At 74.4% G+C, this 20,500-nt stretch carries 19 protein-coding genes and 1 pseudogene; 14 read left to right on the top strand and 6 right to left on the bottom strand.

What is annotated here, in order from left to right; genetic code table 11:
• Nucleotides 1-75: 75 nt before the first annotated feature.
• Nucleotides 76-1,182 (bottom strand): cell division protein ZapE, encoded by a 1,107-nt coding sequence (gene zapE, locus ABD946_RS29715; protein ID WP_345288634.1) that lies wholly within the window; start codon nucleotides 1,180-1,182, stop codon nucleotides 76-78.
• Here zapE and ABD946_RS29710 point away from each other — a divergent pair.
• From ABD946_RS29710 to ABD946_RS29690, 5 genes are all read left to right on the top strand, one after another.
• Nucleotides 1,181-1,963 carry a pyrimidine reductase family protein gene (locus tag ABD946_RS29710; protein WP_345288633.1) on the top strand — a complete coding sequence of 261 codons (783 nt, stop codon included), beginning with the start codon at nucleotides 1,181-1,183 and terminating at the stop codon, nucleotides 1,961-1,963. The two genes, zapE and ABD946_RS29710, sit on opposite strands and share 2 nt — an antisense overlap.
• Before the next feature lie 117 nt (nucleotides 1,964-2,080).
• Entirely contained in the window at nucleotides 2,081-2,539 is a 459-nt protein-coding gene (locus ABD946_RS29705; RefSeq protein ID WP_345288632.1) for an indole-3-glycerol phosphate synthase, read from the top strand.
• 77 nt (nucleotides 2,540-2,616) lie between these two features.
• Complete coding sequence (gene murC / locus ABD946_RS29700; RefSeq protein WP_345288631.1) at nucleotides 2,617-4,020, top strand: UDP-N-acetylmuramate--L-alanine ligase; 1,404 nt, start codon at nucleotides 2,617-2,619, stop codon at nucleotides 4,018-4,020.
• A gap of 21 nt (nucleotides 4,021-4,041) precedes the next feature.
• Nucleotides 4,042-4,446: a peptide-methionine (R)-S-oxide reductase MsrB gene (gene msrB, locus ABD946_RS29695; protein ID WP_345288630.1), complete on the top strand. Its 405-nt coding sequence runs from the start codon at nucleotides 4,042-4,044 to the stop codon at nucleotides 4,444-4,446.
• A gap of 184 nt (nucleotides 4,447-4,630) precedes the next feature.
• A complete protein-coding gene (locus ABD946_RS29690; protein WP_345288629.1) occupies nucleotides 4,631-6,895 on the top strand; it encodes a restriction endonuclease in 2,265 nt (754 codons plus the stop codon).
• A gap of 1 nt (nucleotide 6,896) precedes the next feature.
• Here the strand turns inward: ABD946_RS29690 and ABD946_RS29685 are convergent, their stop codons facing one another.
• Nucleotides 6,897-7,817 (bottom strand): GNAT family N-acetyltransferase, encoded by a 921-nt coding sequence (locus ABD946_RS29685; protein WP_345288627.1) that lies wholly within the window; start codon nucleotides 7,815-7,817, stop codon nucleotides 6,897-6,899.
• A gap of 221 nt (nucleotides 7,818-8,038) precedes the next feature.
• On the opposite strand from ABD946_RS29685, the pseudogene ABD946_RS29680 reads away from it, so the two are divergent.
• The 6 genes and pseudogenes from ABD946_RS29680 to ABD946_RS29650 all read left to right on the top strand — a co-directional run bounded on the left by ABD946_RS29680 (nucleotide 8,039) and on the right by ABD946_RS29650 (nucleotide 13,636).
• Nucleotides 8,039-9,332: pseudogene (locus tag ABD946_RS29680) on the top strand (MbnB/TglH/ChrH family RiPP precursor modification enzyme).
• A gap of 194 nt (nucleotides 9,333-9,526) precedes the next feature.
• Nucleotides 9,527-10,564 carry a TIGR04222 domain-containing membrane protein gene (locus ABD946_RS29670; protein WP_345288624.1) on the top strand — a complete coding sequence of 346 codons (1,038 nt, stop codon included), beginning with the start codon at nucleotides 9,527-9,529 and terminating at the stop codon, nucleotides 10,562-10,564.
• Between the two features lies 1 nt (nucleotide 10,565).
• Nucleotides 10,566-11,522 carry a TIGR04222 domain-containing membrane protein gene (locus tag ABD946_RS29665; protein WP_345288623.1) on the top strand — a complete coding sequence of 319 codons (957 nt, stop codon included), beginning with the start codon at nucleotides 10,566-10,568 and terminating at the stop codon, nucleotides 11,520-11,522.
• A 77-nt stretch (nucleotides 11,523-11,599) separates the two neighbouring features.
• Nucleotides 11,600-12,346: a hypothetical protein gene (locus ABD946_RS29660; RefSeq protein ID WP_345288621.1), complete on the top strand. Its 747-nt coding sequence runs from the start codon at nucleotides 11,600-11,602 to the stop codon at nucleotides 12,344-12,346.
• Nucleotides 12,343-12,741, top strand: a complete 399-nt coding sequence (locus ABD946_RS29655; RefSeq protein WP_345288620.1) for a winged helix-turn-helix domain-containing protein — start codon at nucleotides 12,343-12,345, stop codon at nucleotides 12,739-12,741. Before ABD946_RS29660 ends, ABD946_RS29655 begins: the two co-directional genes overlap by 4 nt.
• Nucleotides 12,742-12,862: 121 nt before the next feature.
• Complete coding sequence (locus tag ABD946_RS29650; RefSeq protein ID WP_345288619.1) at nucleotides 12,863-13,636, top strand: TIGR04222 domain-containing membrane protein; 774 nt, start codon at nucleotides 12,863-12,865, stop codon at nucleotides 13,634-13,636.
• A 69-nt stretch (nucleotides 13,637-13,705) separates the two neighbouring features.
• On the opposite strand, the gene hemQ is transcribed toward ABD946_RS29650, so the two are convergent.
• The 3 genes from hemQ to ABD946_RS29635 are packed head-to-tail and all read right to left on the bottom strand — an operon-like array spanning nucleotide 13,706 to nucleotide 16,437.
• Nucleotides 13,706-14,416, bottom strand: a complete 711-nt coding sequence (hemQ, locus tag ABD946_RS29645) for a hydrogen peroxide-dependent heme synthase (protein ID WP_345288618.1) — start codon at nucleotides 14,414-14,416, stop codon at nucleotides 13,706-13,708.
• The gene (gene hemG / locus ABD946_RS29640) at nucleotides 14,413-15,819 is read right to left on the bottom strand and encodes a protoporphyrinogen oxidase (RefSeq protein ID WP_345288617.1); all 1,407 of its coding nucleotides are present in this window, start codon (nucleotides 15,817-15,819) and stop codon (nucleotides 14,413-14,415) included. The genes hemQ and hemG overlap by 4 nt, the downstream gene beginning before the upstream one ends.
• 33 nt (nucleotides 15,820-15,852) lie before the next feature.
• Entirely contained in the window at nucleotides 15,853-16,437 is a 585-nt protein-coding gene (locus tag ABD946_RS29635; protein ID WP_345288616.1) for a Uma2 family endonuclease, read from the bottom strand.
• A 47-nt stretch (nucleotides 16,438-16,484) separates the two neighbouring features.
• On the opposite strand from ABD946_RS29635, the gene ABD946_RS29630 reads away from it, so the two are divergent.
• The gene (locus ABD946_RS29630) at nucleotides 16,485-17,282 is read left to right on the top strand and encodes an SDR family oxidoreductase (protein WP_345288615.1); all 798 of its coding nucleotides are present in this window, start codon (nucleotides 16,485-16,487) and stop codon (nucleotides 17,280-17,282) included.
• Nucleotides 17,283-17,387: 105 nt separating this feature from the next.
• Nucleotides 17,388-18,461, top strand: coding sequence for a DUF4349 domain-containing protein (locus tag ABD946_RS29625; RefSeq protein ID WP_345288613.1), 1,074 nt, complete (start codon nucleotides 17,388-17,390; stop codon nucleotides 18,459-18,461).
• Between the two features lie 63 nt (nucleotides 18,462-18,524).
• Here ABD946_RS29625 and hemE read toward each other — a convergent pair whose 3' ends face one another.
• Nucleotides 18,525-19,613 carry a uroporphyrinogen decarboxylase gene (hemE, locus tag ABD946_RS29620; RefSeq protein WP_345288612.1) on the bottom strand — a complete coding sequence of 363 codons (1,089 nt, stop codon included), beginning with the start codon at nucleotides 19,611-19,613 and terminating at the stop codon, nucleotides 18,525-18,527.
• A 178-nt stretch (nucleotides 19,614-19,791) separates the two neighbouring features.
• Here hemE and ABD946_RS29615 point away from each other — a divergent pair, with 178 nt between their 5' ends.
• A complete protein-coding gene (locus tag ABD946_RS29615) occupies nucleotides 19,792-20,442 on the top strand; it encodes a DUF3000 domain-containing protein (RefSeq protein WP_345288611.1) in 651 nt (216 codons plus the stop codon).
• Nucleotides 20,443-20,500: the final 58 nt, after the last annotated feature.

The following is a 20,500-nucleotide window of genomic DNA, read 5'->3' as shown; positions in this document are numbered from 1 at the left end:
TGCCGTTCCCCCGCGCGCAGTTCCCCGCGCCCCTGGGGCCTTCGGCCCCAGGCGCTGCCCTGCCGGGCCGACTGCCTAGGCGGCGCTGTCGCGGGCCAGCGCGACCAGCCGGGAGATCGCCCGGAGGTACTTCTTGCGGTAGCCGCCGCGCAGCAGCTCCTCCGGGAAGACCTGGTCGAACGGCAGGCCGGAGGCCGTGATCGGCAGCTCCCGGTCGTACATCCGGTCGGCGAGGACCACCAGCCGCAGCGCGGTGGACTGGTCGTCGACCTGGTGCACGCCGCGCAGGAAGACCGCCTGGACGTCGTCGAGCAGCGCGCCGTAGCGGCTGGGGTGGACGACCTTCAGGTGCTCCAGCAGCGCGTCGAAGTCGTCGAGCGCCGCCCCCGGCGTCTCCCCGGCCCGCGCGGTGACGGCCTCGTCCGAGTACGGCGGCGGGGCGTCCGGGAGGCCGCGGTGACGGTAGTCCTGGCCGTCGATCCGCAGCGGGCGGAAGTGTGCGGAGAGGCCCTGGATCTCGCGGAGGAAGTCCGCGGCGGCGAAGCGGCCCTCGCCGAGCTTCTCGGGCAGGGTGTTGGAGGTGGCGCAGAGCTTGACGCCGTTCTCGACCAGGCGGCTGAGCAGCGTGGAGACCAGCACCGTGTCGCCCGGGTCGTCGAGCTCGAACTCGTCGATGCAGAGCAGCCGGTGGGTGGAGAGGGTCTGGACGGCGGTCTGGAAGCCGAGGGCGCCGACCAGGTTGGTCAGCTCGACGAAGGTGCCGAAGGACTTGGGCCCGGGGGTGGCGTGCCAGAGCGAGGCCAGCAGGTGGGTCTTGCCGACGCCGTAGCCGCCGTCGAGGTAGACGCCGGCCGGGCCGGTGGGCGCGGGGGCGGAGCGGCGGAACCAGCCCTTCTTCGCCGGAGCGCTCGCCGCCTGGATGCCCGCCGCGAACTCCTCCAGGACCTGGACGGCCTCGTACTGGCTGGGCTGCGTCGGGTCCGGGTTGTAACTGCCGAAGCTCACGTCGGCGAAGCGCGGCGGCGGCACCATCTCGGCGACCAGGCGCTCGGCCGGGACGACCGGCCGGCGGGAGGTGAGCGCGATCGGAGCGGCGGTCGGGGCGTCGGTCGCTATGGCATCGGGGCGGGAGGCTGCGGGCACGTTAGTAGAGGGTACCGGCCGTGGAAGACTCGACCTCATGCAGCAGCTGATCAGCCCGAACGGCGTCAGGTACGAGGACCTCCACTCCCTGGAGGCGCTCGCCGAGGTCTACGCGTACCCCGACCAGGTGAACCGCGGCCGCCCCTGGCTGCGGGCCAACATGGTCTCCGGGCTGGACGGCGGGGCCAGGCTGGACGGCGTCTCGGAGGGGCTGTCCGGGGACGCCGACAAGCGGATCTTCGGGGTGCTGCGGGCGCTGAGCGACGTGGTGCTGGTGGGGGCCGAGACGGTCCGCTCCGAGGGGTACCGGCCGGCCCGGGCGCGCAGGGAGTTCGCGGCGGCCCGGGCGGCGGCGGGGCAGGAGCCCGCCCCGGCGATCGCGGTCGTCAGCCGGAGTCTGGGCCTGGCGCTCTCCGCACCGCTGTTCACCGAGCCGCTGGTCCGGACGGTGGTGGTCACCACCGAGGACTCCCCCGCCGAGGCCCGCGCGGCGGTGGCCCGGGTGGCCGACCTGATCGTGGCCGGGAAGGGCGACGTGGACCTGACGCTGGCTCAGCAGGAGCTGACCGCGCGGGGCTGGACCAGGCAGCTCACCGAGGGCGGCCCCCGGCTGCTCGGGCAGTTGACGGCGGCCGGGCTGGTGGACGAACTCTGCCTCTCGCTGGCCCCCCTGCTCACCGGCGGCGACGCGCCACGAATCCTCCACAATGCGGAAATGTCTGACACGCAGTCGATGCGGCTGCTCTCATTGATCGAGGAGAAAGGTTTCCTCTTCAGCCGCTACCTGCGACTGGAAGGCCCCGCCCCCACCCCGCAGTGATCCGAATCGCACCGTGGCCCATGTGGCGCGTGTGCAGCGTGAGGAAAGCATCCTCCGGGCACTATGGGAGTCGGGAAGGGACACCGCCCGGGGGCCTGCACCTGCGAAGGGACGCACGTGTTCAAGACCGTACTGATGATCGAGAAGGCGCTCTCCGACGCCGACGTGGAGCTGGTCACCACGCTCCACGGCGAGGAGGAGGTCTCCTTCGTCGTCCTGATCCAGCCGCGCGGCAAGCAGGGCGAACTGCTGCGCGCCCTCGACGACGTGGCCCTCGGCCACCTGGAGAAGGCGGTGCACGAGCGCGAGGAGCAGGAGGCCCCCACCCTGGCGGGCGAATCGCTCCAGCACAGCCTGCGCCACCTCCAGCGGGCCGGGGCCGAAGCGGTCGGCGAGGTGGTCGAGGAGGATCCGCTGGACCGGCTGCGCGAGGTGGTCGAGGAGCACGCCGCCGACGAGGTACTGGTCCTGACGTCGCCTCACTTCGTGGAGGAGTTCTTCCACCGCGACTGGGCCTCGCAGGCCCGGCACAAGGTGGGCGTGCCGGTGCTCAAGCTGTTCGCCAGCGACTCCTGAGCCCGCACGGGGCGGCGCCTGAGTTAGGGCAGAATCGTCCTTGCCCCTGACAGCACCGAGGTACGACGGAGCACTCCTTGAACGACGCCGCGCACGACCTGCACGCCCCGCACTTCATCGGCATCGGTGGCGCGGGGATGTCCGGCCTGGCGAAGATCCTCGCGGTGCGCGGCGCCCGGGTCTCCGGCAGCGATTCCAAGGACTCCGAGACCGTGCGGGCGCTGCGCGCGCTCGGCGCCGGCGTCGCGGTCGGTCACGCGGCCGAGAACCTGCCCGCCGGGGTGAGCAGCGTGGTGGTCTCCAGCGCGATCCGGGCCGACAACCCCGAGCTGGCGGCCGCCCGCGAGCGCGGCGTCCCGGTGGTGCACCGCTCCGACGCGCTCGCCGCCCTGATGGGCGGCCGCCGCGCGCTGGCGGTGGCGGGCACCCACGGCAAGACCACCACGACCTCGATGCTCGCCGTCTCGCTCGGCGAGCTCGGTCTGGAGCCCTCGTACGCGATCGGCGGCGACCTGGACGGGCCGGGCTCCAACGCCCACCACGGCGCGGGCGAGATCTTCGTCGCCGAGGCGGACGAGAGCGACCGCAGCTTCCACAAGTACGCGCCCGAGGTCGCGATCGTCCTCAACGTGGAGCTGGACCACCACGCCAACTACGCCTCGATGGACGAGATCCACGAGTCCTTCGAGACCTTCGTCGGCCGGATCGTGCCCGGCGGCACCCTGGTGGTCTCGGCCGACCAGGACGGCGCCCGCGAGCTCACCGGCCGGGTCCGCGGCCGCGACGGCCTGCGGGTGGTCACCTACGGCGAGGCCGCGGACGCCGACGTCCGGGTGCTGGCCGTCACGCCGCACGGCATGACCAGCGAGGTGACGGTCCTTCTGGACGGCACCGAGCTGACCTTCACCGTCTCCGTGCCCGGCCGCCACTACGCGCACAACGCGGTGGCCGCGCTGGCCGCCGGCGTCGCCCTCGGCGTCCCGGCCGCGGACCTGGCCAAGGCGCTCGGCTCCTACACCGGCGTCAAGCGCCGCCTCCAGCTCAAGGGCGAGGCCGGCGGGGTCCAGGTGATCGACTCCTACGCCCACCACCCGACCGAGATGACCGCCGACCTGGAGGCGATCCGGGAGGCCGCCGAGGGCCGGGTGCTGGTGGTCTTCCAGCCGCACCTGTTCTCCCGCACCCAGCAGCTCTCCGAGGAGATGGGGCAGGCGCTGGCGCTGGCCGACGCCTCCGTCGTCCTCGACATCTACCCCGCCCGCGAGGACCCGGTCCCCGGCGTCACCAGCGAGCTGATCATCGACGCGGCCCGCCGGGCGGGCGCCGACGTCCGGGCCGAGCACGTGTTCGCGGACGCTCCGGCGGTGCTCGCCTCGCTGGCGCGGCCGGGCGACCTGGTGCTCACCATGGGCGCGGGCGACGTGACCGACCTCGGGCCGGAGATCGTTTCTCGGCTCGCCGGTGTTGCACCCTCTGCCTGAACCCTCCAGGAGGAGAGACCCGTGAGCTACGAGATCGAGAAGACCGAGGCCGAGTGGCGCGAGCAGCTCAGCCCCGAGGAGTACCACGTGCTCCGCGAGGCGGGCACCGAGCGCCCGTTCGTCGGCGAGTACACCGACACCAAGACGGTCGGCGTGTACTCCTGCCGCGCCTGCGGGGCCGAACTGTTCAGCAGCGAGACCAAGTTCGACAGCCACTGCGGCTGGCCGTCCTACTACGCCCCGCTGGCCGAGGACCGGGTCCAGTACATCGAGGACACCTCGATGGGCATGAAGCGGGTCGAGGTCCGCTGCGCCACCTGCGGCGGCCACCTCGGCCACGTCTTCGAGGGCGAGGGCTACGGCACCCCGACCGACCAGCGCTACTGCATCAACAGCATCTCCCTGACGCTCCGCCCCGCGGAGTAGCCGCACCCCACCGGAACCCCTGCGGGAGGCTCGCACGACGGAGCCTCCCGCAGGGGTTCCGTGCTGCGCGGGCCCCACCGGCACGGGGCCGCCCGGCCCGTCGGACGTGCACGGATCCCGGGGGTGGGCGTGACCCCGGAGGCGTGCCAGACTTGATCGTTCGGGTCGGTGGGAGGGGACGGGAATGGCCAGGCGAGGCGGCTCCGGGATGTTGGCGATGATCGCGGAGGCGCAGCGGCAGCAGGCCCGCCGGCAGGAGGAGCAGCGCCGGGCCGCGGTGGCGGCGCAGCGGCGGTTCGAGCGGGAGCAGCGGGAGGCGCAGCGGGCCGCGGCGCAGGGGGAGCGCGAGGCGCTGAAGGCGTACCACCAGGGCCGGGAGGCGGATGCGGCCCGGCGGACGGCCGAGTTGGACGAGCAGGTGGCGGAGCTGCGCGGGGTGCTGGCGCGGGGGCTGTCGGGGCGGGCCTTCCGGCTGACGGACGCTCAGGGAACCTTCCAGCCACCGCCGTTCGACCCGGGGCCGCTGGGGCAGCCGGTGCCGATGCCCGATCAGCACCGGTACCTGGTGCCACCGTTGACCGGCCCGCAGGCGTACGACCAAGGGGCGCGGCGGCAGTGGGACGCGCAGGCCGCGCAGGCCCGCTCCCGGTTCGAGTACGACTGGCACGCCGCCCAGCGGGCGGAGGGCGAGCGGCTGCACCACCTGGCGGCGTACCGGGCGCAGTACGACGCCTGGGTCGCGGAGAACAACCGGCTGGCGGCCGACCGGGCGGGCCAGGCCGCGCGGCTGGCGGCGGAGTTGGACGCCGGGTCGGCGGAGGCGGTGGCGGACCTGTTCGAGACGGCGCTGCGGAGCCGTTCGGACTGGCCGGAGGAGTTCCCGCGCGACTGCGAGGTGGCCTGGGACGCGGCGGCCCGTCAGCTGGTGGTGGACTGGGAGCTGCCGGGCTTCGAGGTGGTCCCGGCGGTGGCCCGGGTGCGGTACGTGAAGGCCGAGGACCGGGAGTCCGAGGTGTCCCGCTCGGCCACCGAACGGAAGTCGCTCTACCGGGAGTTGCTGGCCCAGTGCGTGCTGCGGGTGCTGGCCGAGGTGTTCGGGGCCGACCAGCGCGGGCTGCTGGCCTCGGTGGTGGTGAACGGCTACGTGGAGGGCGCCGACCCGGCCAGCGGCCGGCTGGAGCAGCGGTACCTGGCCGCGGTGACGGTCCGCCAGGAGGAGTTCCGGGCGGTCGCGCTGGACCGGGTGGAGCCCCTGGACTGCCTGGTGGACGGGCTGCGCGGGCGGCTGTCGGCCAAGCCGGAGAAGCTGGAGCAGGTGCGCACCGAACGGCTGGCCGGGCAGGTCGGGACGTACCAGGCGCCGCCCGCCGGAGCGGACGGCCCCGACCTGTTCACCATGGACCCGCTGGAGTTCGAGGAGCTGGTCGCCGAGCTGTTCCGGCGGCGGGGCCTCACCACCCGCACCACCGCCCGCAGCGGGGACCAGGGCGTGGACGTGATCGCCGAGGACCCCGATCCGGTGACGGGCGGGCTGATCGTGATCCAGGCCAAGCGCTACCGCCGCACGGTGGACCCGACGGCGGTGCGGGACCTGGACGCGACCCGGGTCCACCACGGGGCGAAGAAGGGGATCCTGGTCACCACGGCCGGGTTCGGCCCGGACTCGCACCGCTGGGTGGAGGGCAAGCCGCTGACCCTGGTGGACGGGCCGATGCTGCTCGCGCTGCTGCACGAGCAGGGCCTGCCCGGCCGCCTCGGCGGCGGGCCCGAGGCCCCGGCGGCCCCGGCGGTCCCGCCCCGTCCCACACACCCGCCGGCCGTCACCACCAGCGAGGACGCCACCCAGGTGCTGCCGCGCGAGGAGCTGGACCGGCCGCTGCCGCGCGAGGACCGGACCCGGGTGCTGCCCGTGCCGCAGGCCACCGCCCTGAGCCCGGGTCAGAACGTGGTGCTGCCCGCCGCCGGCCTGTCCGAGCTCTCGGTGCGCTTCGCCTCCACCGGCCCGGAGGCCGACCTGACGCTGCTGCTGCTCACCGAGGACGGCACGGTCCGCGGCGACGAGGACTTCGTCTTCTACCACCAGCCCACCGCCGAGGGCGGCGCGGTGACGCTCCGTCCGAAGGAGCGCGGCGCGGACGGGCTGCTCACCGAGGCGGCGCTGGTCCGGCTGCCCGGGCTTCCGGGGGCGGTGCAGCGGGTCGCGGTCTCGGTGAACATGGACGCCGACTCGACCAGCACCTGCGCCGAGCTCGGCCGGGCCGAGCTTGAGGTGCGGGCCGCGGACGGCAACTCCTGGTCCTTCGAGCCCCCGGCCGAGCCGGGCGTCTCGGCGATGCTGGTCGCCGAGTTCTACCGCCACCGCGGCGAGTGGAAGCTGCGCGCCGTGGGCCAGGGCTGGTCCGACGGGCTGGCCGGGCTGGCCCGGGCCCACGGCGTGGACGTGGGCTGAGTCAGCCCCGCAGCTCCTTGGTGTAGGACCACTCGCCGGCGCAACGCCGGTACCCGAGCCGCTCGTTGATGGCCAGCATCGGCACGTTGGTCGCGTCGTTGCTGGTGTAGGCGTCGGTGATGCCCCGGGCCAGCGCGCGGTGCAGCGAGTCGGTCTTGGCCAGGGTGGCCAGGCCCCGGCCCCGGTGGGCGGCGGCGGTGGTGGTGAAGGCCGACCAGTAGCGGGTACCGCCGTCGGTCTGCACCGCGCTGAACGCGGCCGGTTCGCCGTCCACCAGCACGACCGTGGTGAGCTCGCGGTCCAGGTCCGGACGCTCCCAGACCTCGGCCAGCCAGTCCTCGTACGAGTAGTCGTCCAGGTCCACGTCACCCGGCTCGTCCAGGGTGCCGTCGACGTCCACCCGGTAGAGCGGGTACGGGTCGGCCAGGAAGTCGGCGGCGGTGGCCAGCGTGACGTCCTCGGGCAGCGCGGGCACCGGCGGCAGCGCGGCGGTCAGCGCGAGGTGGGCGAACTGGGCGCCCCGGCCCTTCCGGTAGCCGTGCCGCTCGGCGAAGGCCGTCGCGGAGGGCTCGTCGTCCACCCAGGCGCGGATCACGGTGGCCCCGTGCCGGGCCAGGTGCCGCTCCGCCTCCGCCAGCATCGCGGTGGCGACTCCCCGGCCCCGGGCCCCGGGGTTGACGCTCAGGTTGGCGAAGCCCTGGCCCTTGGTCGAGGAGGAGGCGTGCAGGCCGACCCGCCCGGAGGCCACCACCTCGCCGTCCAGCTCGGCGACCAGCAGCCGGTAGTGCTGCTCCGGCGCGGCGCTCTCCACCAGGTGGCGCACCGCCTTCGGGGACATCACCAGGTGCGGGCGGCCGGCGCTGTAGGAGGCGGCGGCGGCCTCGGCGTCGTCGGGGCGGAAGTCGCGGATGATCATCGTCATAGACCGCCGACGCTAGTCTCCCCGTCACCTGCGGTCCACTGAAATTCCCCCCGGTGCCGGAAAGCTCAAGTTCAGCTCTGAGAATGCCGGACGCGGGTTGGCAGCCGCCCCGGCGGGATACATCCTCAGGCAGCGGGACGGCGCGCGAAGGAGCCGCCGGACCACTGGAATCCACCACGACGCCGGCTCTCGGCGCGGCCCTCCGAAGGGGGCGGATCACGATGAACTCCACCGCAACGACGCTCCCCCGGCTCGGGGTCGGCGTGGGCTGGCGCCCCGAGATCGACACCGTCGTCGAGCGGCTTCCCGGCCTGGACTGGGTCGAGGTGGTGGCGGAGAACCTCTGCCCGGACGAGCTCCGGGCCGGGGAGCTGCCGCCCTCCCTGACGGTGCTGCGCGAGCGCGGCGTCCGGGTGGTGCCGCACGGCGTGGCGCTGGGCCTGGGCGGGGCGGACCTGCCGGACCGCTCCCGGCTGGAGCGGCTGGCGCTGACCGCCGAGGCGCTCGGCTCGCCGCTGGTCACCGAGCACCTGGCGTTCGTCCGGGCCGGTGGCCGGGAGGCCGGGCACCTGCTGCCGGTGCCGCGCTCCCGGGACGCGCTGCGGGTGATCGCGGAGAACGTCCGGATCGCCCAGCAGGAGCTTCCGGTGCCGCTGGCCCTGGAGAACATCGCGGCCCATCTGGCCTGGCCGGACGACGAGTTGAGCGAGGGCGAGTTCCTCGCCGAGCTGGTCGAGCGGACCGGGGTGCGGCTGCTGGTCGACGTGGCCAACCTGCACACCAACCGGGTCAACCTGGGCCTGGACGTGGCCGCCGAGCTCGACCGGCTGCCCCTGGAGGCACTGGCCTACGTGCACGTGGCGGGCGGGATCGAGCGGGACGGGGTCTGGCACGACACCCACGCCCATCCGGTGACCGCCCCGGTGCTGGAGGTGCTGGCCGAACTGCGCGCCAGGGCGGTACCACCGGGCGTGCTGCTGGAGCGGGACGAGAACTTCCCGCCGCCCGCCGAGCTGGCGGGCGAACTCGACGCGATCCGTGAGGTGTTGGAGGGGGAACCGCACCATGTCTGAGCAGTACGAGTACCTCGTCCGGCCCGGGGCCACCCAGGGCCCCGGCACCGGTCCGGAGCACGGCGCCGACCCGGCCCTGGTCCTGGCCCGGGCCGAACTCGCCCGCAGGCAGAGCGAGTTGCTCGACGCACTGCTGGCCGGCGCCCCGGTGTCGGCCGGTTTCGACGAGGGTCAGGTCCGCACCCAGGCCCGGGGCCTGCTGCACAAGCGGCGGGACACCGTGGCCCGGGTGGAGCCGGAGCTGGAGCGGCTGCTCGGCCACGAGTACGGCCGGCTCTTCCTCCGGTACGCCGAGGGCCGCCCGATGACCGGCGGCTACCGGGCCGATGCCCGGGCCTTCGCCGAATGGGCGCTGGCCGCCGAACCGCAGGCCGCCTGGCGGCCCGCCCTGGAACGCCTGCTCCGGCCCGCCGGACCGTCCCGACGCCGCTGGTGGCGCTGAGGCCCGCCCGGCAATCGGTTCGGCTGGCGTAAGTGGCTACCCCGGGGGCGCGAGGAACTGCGCGCGGGGGAACGGCAGCACGTGCAACTGGCTCGCATGCCCCGATCTGGCACTGGTCCGCCTTCCGCCTCGCGCAGTTCCCCGCGCCCCTGGTGCAACTGAACGCTCAAACTTCACGTACGGGGGATCCCATCATGTGGTACGCCGAGTTCGGCATCGCCGCCGCAGCCCAGCTGCTCGCGGGGTGCAACGCCCAGAACCGCCTGCGCCGGATGCGCCGGGTGCCCCAGCCGCAGGGGCTGCCCGGCCGGGGCCAGCCGCTGCTGGACGCCGCCTTCCTGGCCGGCGGCCCGGCCCGGGTGGTCGACACCGTGATCGTCCGGATGCAGCAGGAGGGACGGCTGATCGTCTCCCGCTCCGGCCAGGTCACGGTCACCGACCGGAACGCCCGGGACGCGGTCGAGGCCGTCCTGATCACCGTGGCCGGCTCCTCCGGCCGCACCGACCTCTCGACCGTGCGCCGCGAGCTGGCCCGGAGCGAGCACGTCCAGCGGATCGGCGACGGCCTGGCCGCCCGCGGGCTGATGCGGCGCCCCGACCTGTTCAGGAAGGCGATGGGCGCCAGGCGGCTGTTCTGGTTCGTCCAGCTGGTGGTGATCGGCCTCGGCGTCCTGGCCGCGATCGACTGGCTCGGGCTCTCGGCGGCCGAGCAGGGCTCCCGCTCCGCCCCGTTCTTCCCCTTCCTCGGCCTGCTGATGGTGGGCCTGTTCTGGCTGGCCGTCAGCAAGCCCGAGCGGGCCCGGATCACCCCGGCCGGCGTCCGCCAGCTGGAGCTGATCCGCACCGGCAGCCCCTGGCAACCGCACGACGCCGCCGTGTTCGGCGGGGCGCTGCTGCTCGGCGCGGTCGCGGTGGACGGCCTGGACTCCCTGGAGGACCTGGAGCTGCGGCAGGCCCTGGCCGCCCAGCAGGCGATGACCAGGACCTCCACCACCACCTCCTCGGGCTCCTCCTCCGACTCCAGCGGCTACGTCTGGTGCTCCAGCTCCTCGCCGGACACCCCCTCGTCGAGCTGCGGATCCTCCTCCAGCAGCTGCGGGTCCTCCTCGTCCAACAGCTGCGGCTCGTCGAGCAGCAGCAGCTGCGGCTCCTCGTCCTCGTCGAGCTGCGGATCCTCCTCCAGCAGCTGCGGGAGCAGCTGCGGCGGCGGTGGCGGCTGCGGGGGCAGCTGAGGTGGCCGGGACGCTGCCGTACGCCGAACTGCTCGCCGCCACCGCCCTGGTGGCGGTCACCGGCCTGCGGGCCACCGTGGCCAGGATCCGGCTGGCGCGCAAGCGCGTGCCGACCCGGCGCCTGAAGGCCGAGCTCTCCGAGCTGGAGCTGGCGCACCTGCTGGGCGGGCCCGCCCTGGTGGCCGACACCGTGATCATCCGGATGCGGGACGACGGCCGGCTGGAGATCTCCCCGGACGGGCGGCTCACCGTGGTCCGCCGGCACTCGAAGGACCCGGTCGAGGCGGAGCTGGTCCGGCAGGCCGGGCCGAGCGGACGGGCCCGCGCGGTCCCGCTGCGGCGGGCCCTGACGGCCAGTCACCCGGTGCGCCGGGTGGGCGCCCGCCTGGTCGAGCGCGGGCTGCTGCACGACCCCCGGCCGCTGCGGGCGGCGGTCCGGGCCCGGCGTGCAATGACGGCCGCACTCGCCCTGGGCGCCCTGCTCGGGGCGACCGCCTGGGTGCGGCTGCTGCTGGCGCACCACCCGGTGCTGCCGCCTCTGGGCGGCTTCGTCCTGCTACTCGCCCTGGGCGCCCTCTGGCGCCGGGCCACCGCCCCCGGCCCCTCCGCGCTCACCCCCTCCGGGCGCTCCCTGCTGGAGCGGCTGCGGGCCGCCGCCGGGCCCGCCGTGGCCGGCGGGGCCGCCGGGGCCGGCCTCGGCGCGACCGATCTCACCTATGCGGTGGGGGAGTTGACGCTCTACGACTGGTACACGGCCGATCCCTCCACAGGCGCTGCGGACGGCTCCTGGTCCGACCCCGGCGGCAGCCACGCCGGCGGGCACGACGGCGGATTCGGCTCCTGGGCGGACCCGGGCTCCTGGTCCGGCCACGACGGCGGGGGGTCCGGCTCCTGGGGCGGCGACGGCGGCGGCTCCTGGGGCGGCGGCGACAGCTCCGGGGGCGGGGGCGGCGGCTGACGGAACGTCACGGTCCGTTGGTGAAGGACTCCGCAGGGCCCTTGCCGCCGTTCGGTTTGCAGTGCAAACCTGATGGCATGGCAGACTCCGCGGTGCCCCCGAACGGCACCCCACACGACGTCCTCGCCGCCCTCGGCGACCTGACCCGGCGCGTCCGGGCCGCCCAGCGCGGCACCTGGTTCCCCCTCCTCCTGCTCGGCCTGCTGGTGCTCGGCGGGATCGCGGTCAACCGCCTCACCCAGAGCGTGCGGGCCGTCCCGTGTGGGCCGGACGCCACCGGCCCCGGTGGCGACTGCACCCTGGTCTCGCAGGGCTCTCCGGCCTACTGGCTGATCGGGTTCGCCCTCGTCTACACCGCCACCGCCGCCTTCTACCTCCACCGGGCCCGCCGACGCGGCGTCGGCACCACGGTCCGGCCGTACGTCCTCACCGGGGCCGCCCTGCTCCTGCTGGTCGGTGCCACCGAGTTCTGGAGCACCCGGCACGGGATGCCGGGCCCCGGCGAGCCGGTCGACCTCTGGGGGATCAGCCTCGCCCAGGGCTCCGTCGCGGCGGACCTGCTCGCCCGGCTCACCGGGACCGCGGTCACCATCGGACTCCCCCTGCTGGTGCTGTGCCGGGTGGAGCGCAGCCGCGCCCTGCTGCTGTTCACCGCCCTCTACCTGGCCGTCGAACTGACGCGGCCGGACACCAGCTGGGCCGGCATCCCGGCCACCTCGCCGTGGGCCTCGCTCCCCCGCCTCGCCCTCCCGGGCCTGCTCCTGCTGCTCGCCGCGCTCGGCTTCGGCCTGGCCGAGCGGCGCCGCGGACGTGACACCGCATGACCGGCCCGAACGACCCGAACGACCCGACCGACCCGTACGGCCCCGATGCCCGGGACGCCACGGCCCGCCCGGCCGACCAGCACCCCGTCACCGCCCTGGACGACGTCGTCCACCAGCGCGTCCGGCTCGGCATCCTCACCGTCGCCCACCAGGCCCGCCGGGTGGAGTTCGGCTTCCTGCGCACCGCGCTCGGCCTCACGGCCGGCAACCTCAGCCAGCACCTCACCGTGCTGGAGAGGGCCGGGCTGGTCGAGATCGAGAAGGGCTACGAGGGCCGGCGCGGCCGCACCTGGCTCTCCCTCACACCGGCCGGCACCCGCGCCCTCCAGGACGAGGTCACCCAGCTCAAGCGGCTGATCCAGCAGATCGAGCAGGGGTCCATCACCCAGCGCTGACCTGCGGTTGCTCCGTGCAGGGGGCGTGCGCGGGTGGTGAAACCGACGGAGTGTCACAGTTCGGTATCGCGATCCCGAAACCCGTTCCACGGGCGGCGCGACCAGGTCTAGAACGAGACCCATGTGGTTGCTCCTGCTCCTCCCAGCCCTGCTCGCGGCCGTGCTCTCCTGCCTGCGGCTGGTCCGGGCCGCAGCCACCGCCGATTCGCTGGCCGGGCCCACCCGGCCACGCCCCGCCGAACCGGTCGGGGTCGGCCTCTACGAGACCGCCTACCTGGCCGGCGGGCCGACCCGGGTGGTGGAGCTGGCCCTGGTGCTGATGGCCGCGCGCGGGCGGCTGCACCTGGCGCACACCGGCTTCACCTCGGTGGTCGACCCGCACGGGCGGACCCGGCTGGAGCGGGCGCTGATCGAGGAGATCGGCCCGGAGGGGCAGTGCCCGACCGGGAAGCTGCGCAGCGGGCTGGCCCACCACCCGGCGGTGCTGGAGATCGGCGGCCGACTGGTGCAGGCGGGCCTGGCCACCCCGGCGGTGGTGCGGGAGAGCACCTCGCTGGCGGTGCGTCAGGTGCGGCAGGCACTGGTGCTCTCGGTGGTGCTGCTGGGCGGCGCGCTGGCGCTGTCCGCGCCCGGCACCGGGGACGCCGGCTCGGCGGTGGCCTGGTTCTCGCTGCCCCTGATCCTCACCAGCGGCACCCTGCTGATGGCCCGGGTCGACGTCCACCCCTACACCCGCTGGGCCAGCCCGGCCGGGCGGGACGTGCTGGACGCGGTGCACGTCCCCCGGCAGGCACTGGGCGCCTCCCCCACCGACGACGCGGTGCTCACCGCCGTCGCGGTGGTCGGCCCGGCCGCCCTGCCGGACGCCCGGCTGCGGGCGGCGCTGCGCTACTGACGGAACGCCCGAGGGGCCCACCGGTGGTGGGCCCCTCGGGCGTGTGCGGCGCTCAGGCGTGCGCCGTGCTCAGGCGAGGCCGTTCAGCAGCTCCGCGATCGGCTTGCGGCGGCCGGTGTAGAACGGCACCTCCTCGCGGACGTGCAGCCGGGCCCGGGACGGGCGCAGATCGCGCATCAGGTCCACGATCCGGTGCAGCTCGTCCGCCTCGAAGGCGAGCAGCCACTCGTAGTCGCCGAGGGCGAAGGAGGCCACCGTGTTGGCCCGGACGTCCGGGTAGCCGCGGGCCATCTTGCCGTGCTCGGCGAGCATGCCCCGGCGCTCCTCGTCGGGGAGCAGGTACCACTCGTAGGAGCGGACGAACGGGTACACGCAGACGTACTCGCGCGGCTGCTCGTCGGCCAGGAAGGCCGGGATGTGGGACTTGTTGAACTCGGCCGGGCGGTGCAGGGCCATGTTCGACCAGACCGGCTCCAGGTGCCGGCCCAGGCCGGTGCGGCGGAAGCGGTTGTACGCCTCCTGGAGGTCGTCCGAGCTCTCCGCGTGCCACCAGATCATCAGGTCGGCGTCGGCGCGCAGGCCCGAGACGTCGTAACTGCCGCGCACCGTCACGTCCTTGGCGTCGAGCTGGTCGAACAGCTCGTGCACCTCGGCGGCCAGCGCGGCGCGGTCCTCGGGCAGCTCGCTCTTGAGCTTGAACACCGACCACATGGTGTAGCGGATGACCTGGTTGAGGTCGCGGGCCTTCTTCTTCACGGGCTGTTCGGTCGACTCACTCATGCGCCCATTCTCCCTTCCCTGACGGACGCCCCGGTCTCCGGGGTCAACATCTCGTTGACGGCGCGGCGGGCACTGGCGATGCAGGCCGGAATGCCGACGCCGTCGTAGGCCGCACCGCAGACGGCCAGGCCGCCGAGGCCCGCCACCGCGCTGCGGATCCGGGCCACCCGGTCCAGGTGGCCGACCGGGTACTGCGGCAGTCCGCCGCGCCAGCGGGTCACCGCCGTGTCGTACGGGCGGGCCCGCAGGCCCACCGCCTCGGCCAGGTCGGCCAGCGAACGGGCCACCAGCTCATCGTCGGGCAGGTCCAGCGCCGCCTCCTCGCGGTGCCGGCCCAGCGAGGTGCGCAGCAGGAACTCCTCCGGGGCCGAACGCTCCAGCCAGCCCCACTTGTTGGAGGAGAAGGTGGAGGCCTTGATCCGGCGGCCGTCCACCGGGGGCACCAGGAAGCCGCTGCCGGTCAGCGCCGTCCCCTCCAGGTCGGCCCGGCGGAACGCCATGGTGACCAGCGCCATGCCCGCGTACTCGACCTGCGCCAGCTCGGCGGCGGCGGACGGCAGCTCGGCCGCCAGCAGCGCCGCGGCGACCGGCGCCGGGACGGCCAGCACCACCTTGTCGGCGTGCAGCACCTCGCCGTTGCTGACGATCCGCCAGCCCTCCGGGGTGCGGCGCAGCTCCTCCACGGGGCTGTCGGTGCGCAGCTCGGCGCCGTTCTTCCGGGCCGCCGCGGCCACCGCCTCCGGCAGGGTGCCGAGGCCGCCGCGCAGGCCCTGGAAGACCGGGCCGCCCGCACTCGGACGGGACGTCAGCTCGCGCACGCCCTCGGCCAGCGGGCCGCCGCGCTGGGCGATCGGCAGCAGGGCCGGGACGGCGGCGCGCAGCGAGATCTCGTCGGCGTGCCCGGCGTAGACCCCGCCGAGCAGCGGCTCCACCAGCCGGTCCACCACCTCGCGGCCCAGCTTGGCGGCCACGTACTCCCCGATCGAGACGTCCGCCCCGATCTCCCCGGCGGCACCGTCCTGCCCGGCCCGCCGCAGGCCCTCCTCGGTCAGCACCCCGGACTCCGCCAGCGCGGTCAGGTCCCCCGGCACGCCCATCAACTGCCCGGCGGGCAGCGGCCGCAGCTCACCCCTGGTCCAGATCCCGGCCTTCGCCGTGGTCGGCGGCTCCAACTCCCCCGCCAGCCCCACCTCCCGGGCCAACTCCACCGCCTCCGGCCGCCTGGCCAGCATCGACTCGGCCCCCAGGTCCACCCGGACGCCGCCGACCTCTCCCCCGTACAACTTCCCGCCGAACCGCCCGCCCGCCTCCAACAACGTGACCCGAGCCGCCCCGCTCGCCAACCACGCCGCCGTCAGCCCGGCGATCCCTCCACCGACCACCACGACCCGAAGCTCTGCCATGCCCGCATCCTCGCAGAGCTCACCCAAATCCCATCAATCAGGGCGTCGCCCGGACAGCAGCACCGCCAGGTCGATCACGACGGGGAACGGCACGGAACGGTCCAGTACTTCGCGGAACACCCCGGCCGCCGCATACGCACCGGTCGGCCCGTCGAGCTCGTACGCGTGCACGACGGGGAGGGCATCCTCCCGCTCGACCAGCCAGTAATGGGCGATCCCCGCCTCGGCGTACTTGCGGAGCTTCACCTGACGGTCCCGGTCGGCCGACTCCGGCGACACCACCTCGACCACCAGCAGAACGTCGGACGGCGCGTACCAGGTGCGGTCCGGGTCGAACTGCGCCGAGCTGACGAGCAGGTCCGGCTCCGGACGGTTCCGCCGGTCGAGGCGGACCGTCATCTCCCGCTCGACGTCCAACCCCTCGGGGGCCTGGCGCCCCAGCTCGAAGGTCAGCCCGGACACCACTCGGCTGTGCCAGGCCCGCTGCGGAGACATCACGAAGACCAGCGCTCCATCGATCAGTTCGGTGTGCCGGGGCGCCTCGGTGAGCTGGTCCAGGTCCTCTGCGAACCAGCCTTCTTCGCGTGGTGCGTACATCCAGTCAGGCAACGCGCTCATGCCTCAAAGGCTGTCACATTCCGGTGGGCTGCGTCGTCACCCTCCCGATGGACGCTTCGACGGAGGAGACGGCGATGGACGACGTGGTGCTGGTGACCGGGGCGAGCGGGGTGCTGGGGCGCGAGGTGGTGGCCCGGTTGGAGGGGCGTGGGGTGGTGGTGCGGCGGTTGAGCCGGCGGGCCCGGGGCGGGGAGGGCTGGGTGGTGGGGGACCTGGCGACGGGGGACGGGGTGGCGGCCGCGCTGGCGGGGGTGCGGGCGGTGGTGCACTGCGCCAGCGACATCCGGCACCCGAAGAACGACCTGCCCGGGCTGCGGCACCTGCTGGCGGCGGCGAAGGCGGCCGGGGTGGAGCACGTCGTGAACATCTCGATCGTCGGGGTGGACCGGATCCCGTACCCCTACTACCGGATCAAGTGGCAGGGCGAGCGGCTGCTGGAGGAGAGCGGCCTGGGCTGGACCAACCTGCGGGCCACCCAGTTCCCGTCCCTGCTGACCACGGCGTTCGGTGCGCTGGCCAAGCTGCCGGTGCTGCTGGTGCCGGCGGGCACCGACTGCCAGCCGGTGGACCAGGGCGAAGTGGCGGAGCGGCTGGTCGAGTTGGCGCTGGGCGCACCGGCGGGCCGGGTGCCGGACCTGGGCGGTCCGCAGGTGCTGGGGGCGAGGGAGCTGGCGGAGGGCTGGCTGCGGGCGACCGGGCGGCGCAAGCGGGTGGTGGAGGTGCGGCTGCCGGGGAAGGCGGCGGCGGCGTACCGGGCCGGCGAGCACACCACCCCGAACGCGGACGGCGTCCGCACCTGGGCCGAGTACCTGGCCGCCGGACCGGTCGCACCCGAACCGCACTGACCGCAACGAGACTTTTCCGTAACGGAGTTGCGATCACCGGACGGGATCCCGGCGAGCCGCTGCCACGTCCAAGGCGTACAAGGACAACCGGGAGGGGCAGCGGAGATGACGGAACGTCAGGGCGGCGGCAGACGGGCGGCACTGGCCGTCGCGGGGGCGGCCACGGCCGCGGTGGTGCTGCTCGGTGGGTGCAGCGCCTCGGACAGCGGTGGCGGCAAGGCGAGTTCGGCGGACATGGCCGCCCCCGCGGCGGCACCGCAGAACGGCGCGGAGAAGGCGGCCGGGGCCCCGGCGGACACCAAGCCGGGCGCCGGTGGCGCGTCCGCCGCTCCCAGCCCCGGGGCGACGGGCCAGGGGCAGGAGGCGTCGGCACCGCGCCTGATCGCCTACACCGCCCAACTCTCGCTCCGCACCAAGGAGATGACCAAGGTCCTGGACGAGGCGCGCACCATGGCGACCTCGGGCGGCGGCTACGTGGCCGGGGAGCAGCTGGGCGGCGGCAAGTCCGCCGACGGCACGCCGACCGACGCCCGGCTGACCCTCAAGGTGCCCTCGGCCGCGTACCAGCAGACGCTGGACCGGCTGGCCGGGCTGGGCGAGGTGCTCTCGCGCAGCAGCCAGGCCGACGACCTCACCCAGCAGGTGGTGGACGTGGAGAGCCGGATCAAGACCCAGCAGGCGAGCGTGGACCGGGTGCGCAGGCTGATGGCGGACGCCAAGTCGCTGGCCGAGATCGTCTCGCTGGAGAGCGAGCTCAACCGCCGCGAGGCCGATCTGGAGTCGCTCCAGCGGCGGCAGCAGGAGCTCTCGGCGCGCACCTCGCTCTCCACCATCACGCTCCAGGTCGTCACACCGGCGAAGGCACCGGAGCCGGTGAAGACGAAGGAGGAGAAGGGCTTCTGGGGCAGCGTCGGCGGCGCGCTGGGTGGCGGCTGGGACGCCCTGGTGGCGGTGGTGAAGGGCCTGCTGATGGTGCTGGCCGCGCTGGCGCCGTTCCTGCTGGTGCTGGGCCCGCTCGGCTACCTGGGCCTGCTGCTGCGCCGTCGGGCGGCCGGGAGGCGACCCGCCGTGCGGCCCTCCGCCCTGCCGCCGCGTCCGGACGAGGACCCGTGGTCGGCCCCGACCGCCTCGACCCCGACCGCCTCGGCTCCGCCCGCGCGGGAGCCGGGCGAGGAGTGAGCTCCCGCCTGACGGCCCGTCACGGGGGTCGGGCCGTCAGGCGGGTCACGCCGTACGGAGGGGTCAGCGCTGGCTGGCCTCGTGCACGAAGGCGACCAGGCGGCTGAGCGCGTCCGGGTCCATGCTCGGCATCACGCCGTGGCCCAGGTTGAAGATGTGGCCGGTGTCGCCGCCGATCGCCTGGGCGGCGTGCAGCACCTCGCGGGCCTTGGTCTCCACCACGGAGGTCGGGGCGTAGAGGACAGCCGGGTCGAGGTTGCCCTGGAGCGCCTTGCCGGGGCCGACCCGCTCGGCGGCCACGTTCAGCGGCACCCGCCAGTCGACGCCGACCACGTCCGCGCCGGCCTGGCCGAGCAGGCCGAGCAGCTCGCCGGTGCCGACGCCGAAGTGGATCCGCGGCACGCCGTAGCCGGCCACCGCGTCGAACACCTTGGTGCTGGCCGGCATCACCGAGCGGCGGTAGTCGTCCGGGGCGAGCGCGCCGACCCAGGAGTCGAAGAGCTGGACGGCCGAGGCGCCGGCCTCGATCTGGATCTTGAGGAAGGCGGCGGTGATGTCGGCGAGGCGGTCCACCAGCCCGGCCCACAGCTCCGGGGCGCCGTACATCATGGCCTTGGTCTTCTCGTGGCTCTTCGACGGACCGCCCTCGACCAGGTAGCTGGCCAGGGTGAACGGCGCCCCGGCGAAGCCGATCAGCGGGGTGGAACCCAGCTCGTCCACCAGCAGGCCGACCGCCTCGGTGATGTACGGCATGTCGTCCGGCTCCAGCGGGCGCAGCCGCTCCAGGTCCGCGGCGGTGCGGATCGGGTCCGCGATCACCGGGCCGACGCCGGGCTTGATGTCCACGTCGATGCCGACCGCCTTAAGCGGCACCACGATGTCGCTGAAGAAGATCGCCGCGTCGACCTTGTGACGGCGCACCGGCTGGAGGGTGATCTCCTTGACCAGCTCGGGCCGCATGCAGGAGTCGAGCATCGGGATGCCCTCGCGCACCTTCAGGTACTCGGGCAGCGAGCGCCCGGCCTGACGCATGAACCAGACCGGCGTGTGCGGCACCGGCTCGCGGCGGGCGGCGCGGAGGAAGGCGGAGTCGTACGCGGCGCCTCGGTGCGCGGCGGCCTGACCGGACTGGGCAGCGGTTGTCTCACTCACACCCCGAATCTTCGCACGCTGCCCGGCCCCGGCCGTCCGCCGGAGGTCGTCGGTTCGCACGAAACGGACACGCCGGGACGGCGCACCAGGTGTCAGCTGACGAACAGTCCGACAACCGTCACGCCACACCGGCCGAAATGACTCGGCCAACGGGCCCGCCCGACCTAGGCTCTCGGTCATGGCAGCGGTCGGCGGGCACCCAGCGCAGGGTGGCGGTACAGGCAAGGAGTCGGCTCCGGTGGAGTTCCGTGCTGCGGTGGAGGCCCTGGCGGGCGCGCGGCTGCGCCCCGAGGTGCAGCTCTCCCCCGCACCGGCACCGAAGCGGATGGCCCCGTTCGCGTACGCGCTGACCGCGACCGTCGAGGTGGACGGCGAGGAACTGGCCGACGGACGGCTGGTGCTGCTGTACGACCCGGCCGGACAGGAGGCCTGGCGCGGCGAGTTCCGCCTCGTCTCGCTGACCAGGGCCGAGCTCGAACCCGAGATGGCCGACGACCCGATGCTCTCCGAGGTCGGCTGGGCCTGGCTGACCGACGCGCTGTACGCCCACGGCGCCGCCCACGCCGAGGCCGGCGGCACCGTGACCCGGGGCATCTCCCAGTACTTCGGCGCGCTCGCCGACCGGGAGACCTCCACCGAGATCGAGGTCCGGGCCTCCTGGACCCCGGCCGACGGCCGCTTCGAGCGGCACCTCGCGGCCTGGGCCGACCTGCTCTGCGGCTGCGCCGGCCTGCCTCCGGCCTCCCCCGCGCCGCTGCCGCTGCCCGACGCCCCGTCACTCGGCGGAGTGGTCCCGATGCCCGCCCGGCGACGCCCGCGCTCCCACTGACCGGTCGCCGTCGTTCGTCGGCGCAGCACCACCCCCAGGGCTGACGCAGAGTGAATCC

The organism is Kitasatospora albolonga (genome assembly GCF_039535905.1).
Lineage (GTDB): Bacteria > Actinomycetota > Actinomycetes > Streptomycetales > Streptomycetaceae > Kitasatospora > Kitasatospora albolonga.
This window is presented reverse-complemented; position numbering and strand designations above follow the sequence as displayed.

Coding starts and splice junctions, on each gene's coding strand:
- ABD946_RS29615 (WP_345288611.1), top strand. CDS start 19,792: ATGGCAGCGGTCGGCGGGCACCCAGCGCAGGGTGGCGGTACAGGCAAG.
- hemG (WP_345288617.1), bottom strand. CDS start 15,819: ATGGCAGAGCTTCGGGTCGTGGTGGTCGGTGGAGGGATCGCCGGGCTG.
- ABD946_RS29655 (WP_345288620.1), top strand. CDS start 12,343: ATGACCGGCCCGAACGACCCGAACGACCCGACCGACCCGTACGGCCCC.
- ABD946_RS29710 (WP_345288633.1), top strand. CDS start 1,181: ATGCAGCAGCTGATCAGCCCGAACGGCGTCAGGTACGAGGACCTCCAC.
- ABD946_RS29670 (WP_345288624.1), top strand. CDS start 9,527: ATGTGGTACGCCGAGTTCGGCATCGCCGCCGCAGCCCAGCTGCTCGCG.
- ABD946_RS29685 (WP_345288627.1), bottom strand. CDS start 7,817: ATGACGATGATCATCCGCGACTTCCGCCCCGACGACGCCGAGGCCGCC.
- zapE (WP_345288634.1), bottom strand. CDS start 1,182: ATGAGGTCGAGTCTTCCACGGCCGGTACCCTCTACTAACGTGCCCGCA.
- ABD946_RS29630 (WP_345288615.1), top strand. CDS start 16,485: ATGGACGCTTCGACGGAGGAGACGGCGATGGACGACGTGGTGCTGGTG.
- ABD946_RS29660 (WP_345288621.1), top strand. CDS start 11,600: ATGGCAGACTCCGCGGTGCCCCCGAACGGCACCCCACACGACGTCCTC.
- hemQ (WP_345288618.1), bottom strand. CDS start 14,416: ATGAGTGAGTCGACCGAACAGCCCGTGAAGAAGAAGGCCCGCGACCTC.
- ABD946_RS29625 (WP_345288613.1), top strand. CDS start 17,388: ATGACGGAACGTCAGGGCGGCGGCAGACGGGCGGCACTGGCCGTCGCG.
- ABD946_RS29650 (WP_345288619.1), top strand. CDS start 12,863: ATGTGGTTGCTCCTGCTCCTCCCAGCCCTGCTCGCGGCCGTGCTCTCC.
- ABD946_RS29635 (WP_345288616.1), bottom strand. CDS start 16,437: ATGAGCGCGTTGCCTGACTGGATGTACGCACCACGCGAAGAAGGCTGG.
- ABD946_RS29690 (WP_345288629.1), top strand. CDS start 4,631: ATGGCCAGGCGAGGCGGCTCCGGGATGTTGGCGATGATCGCGGAGGCG.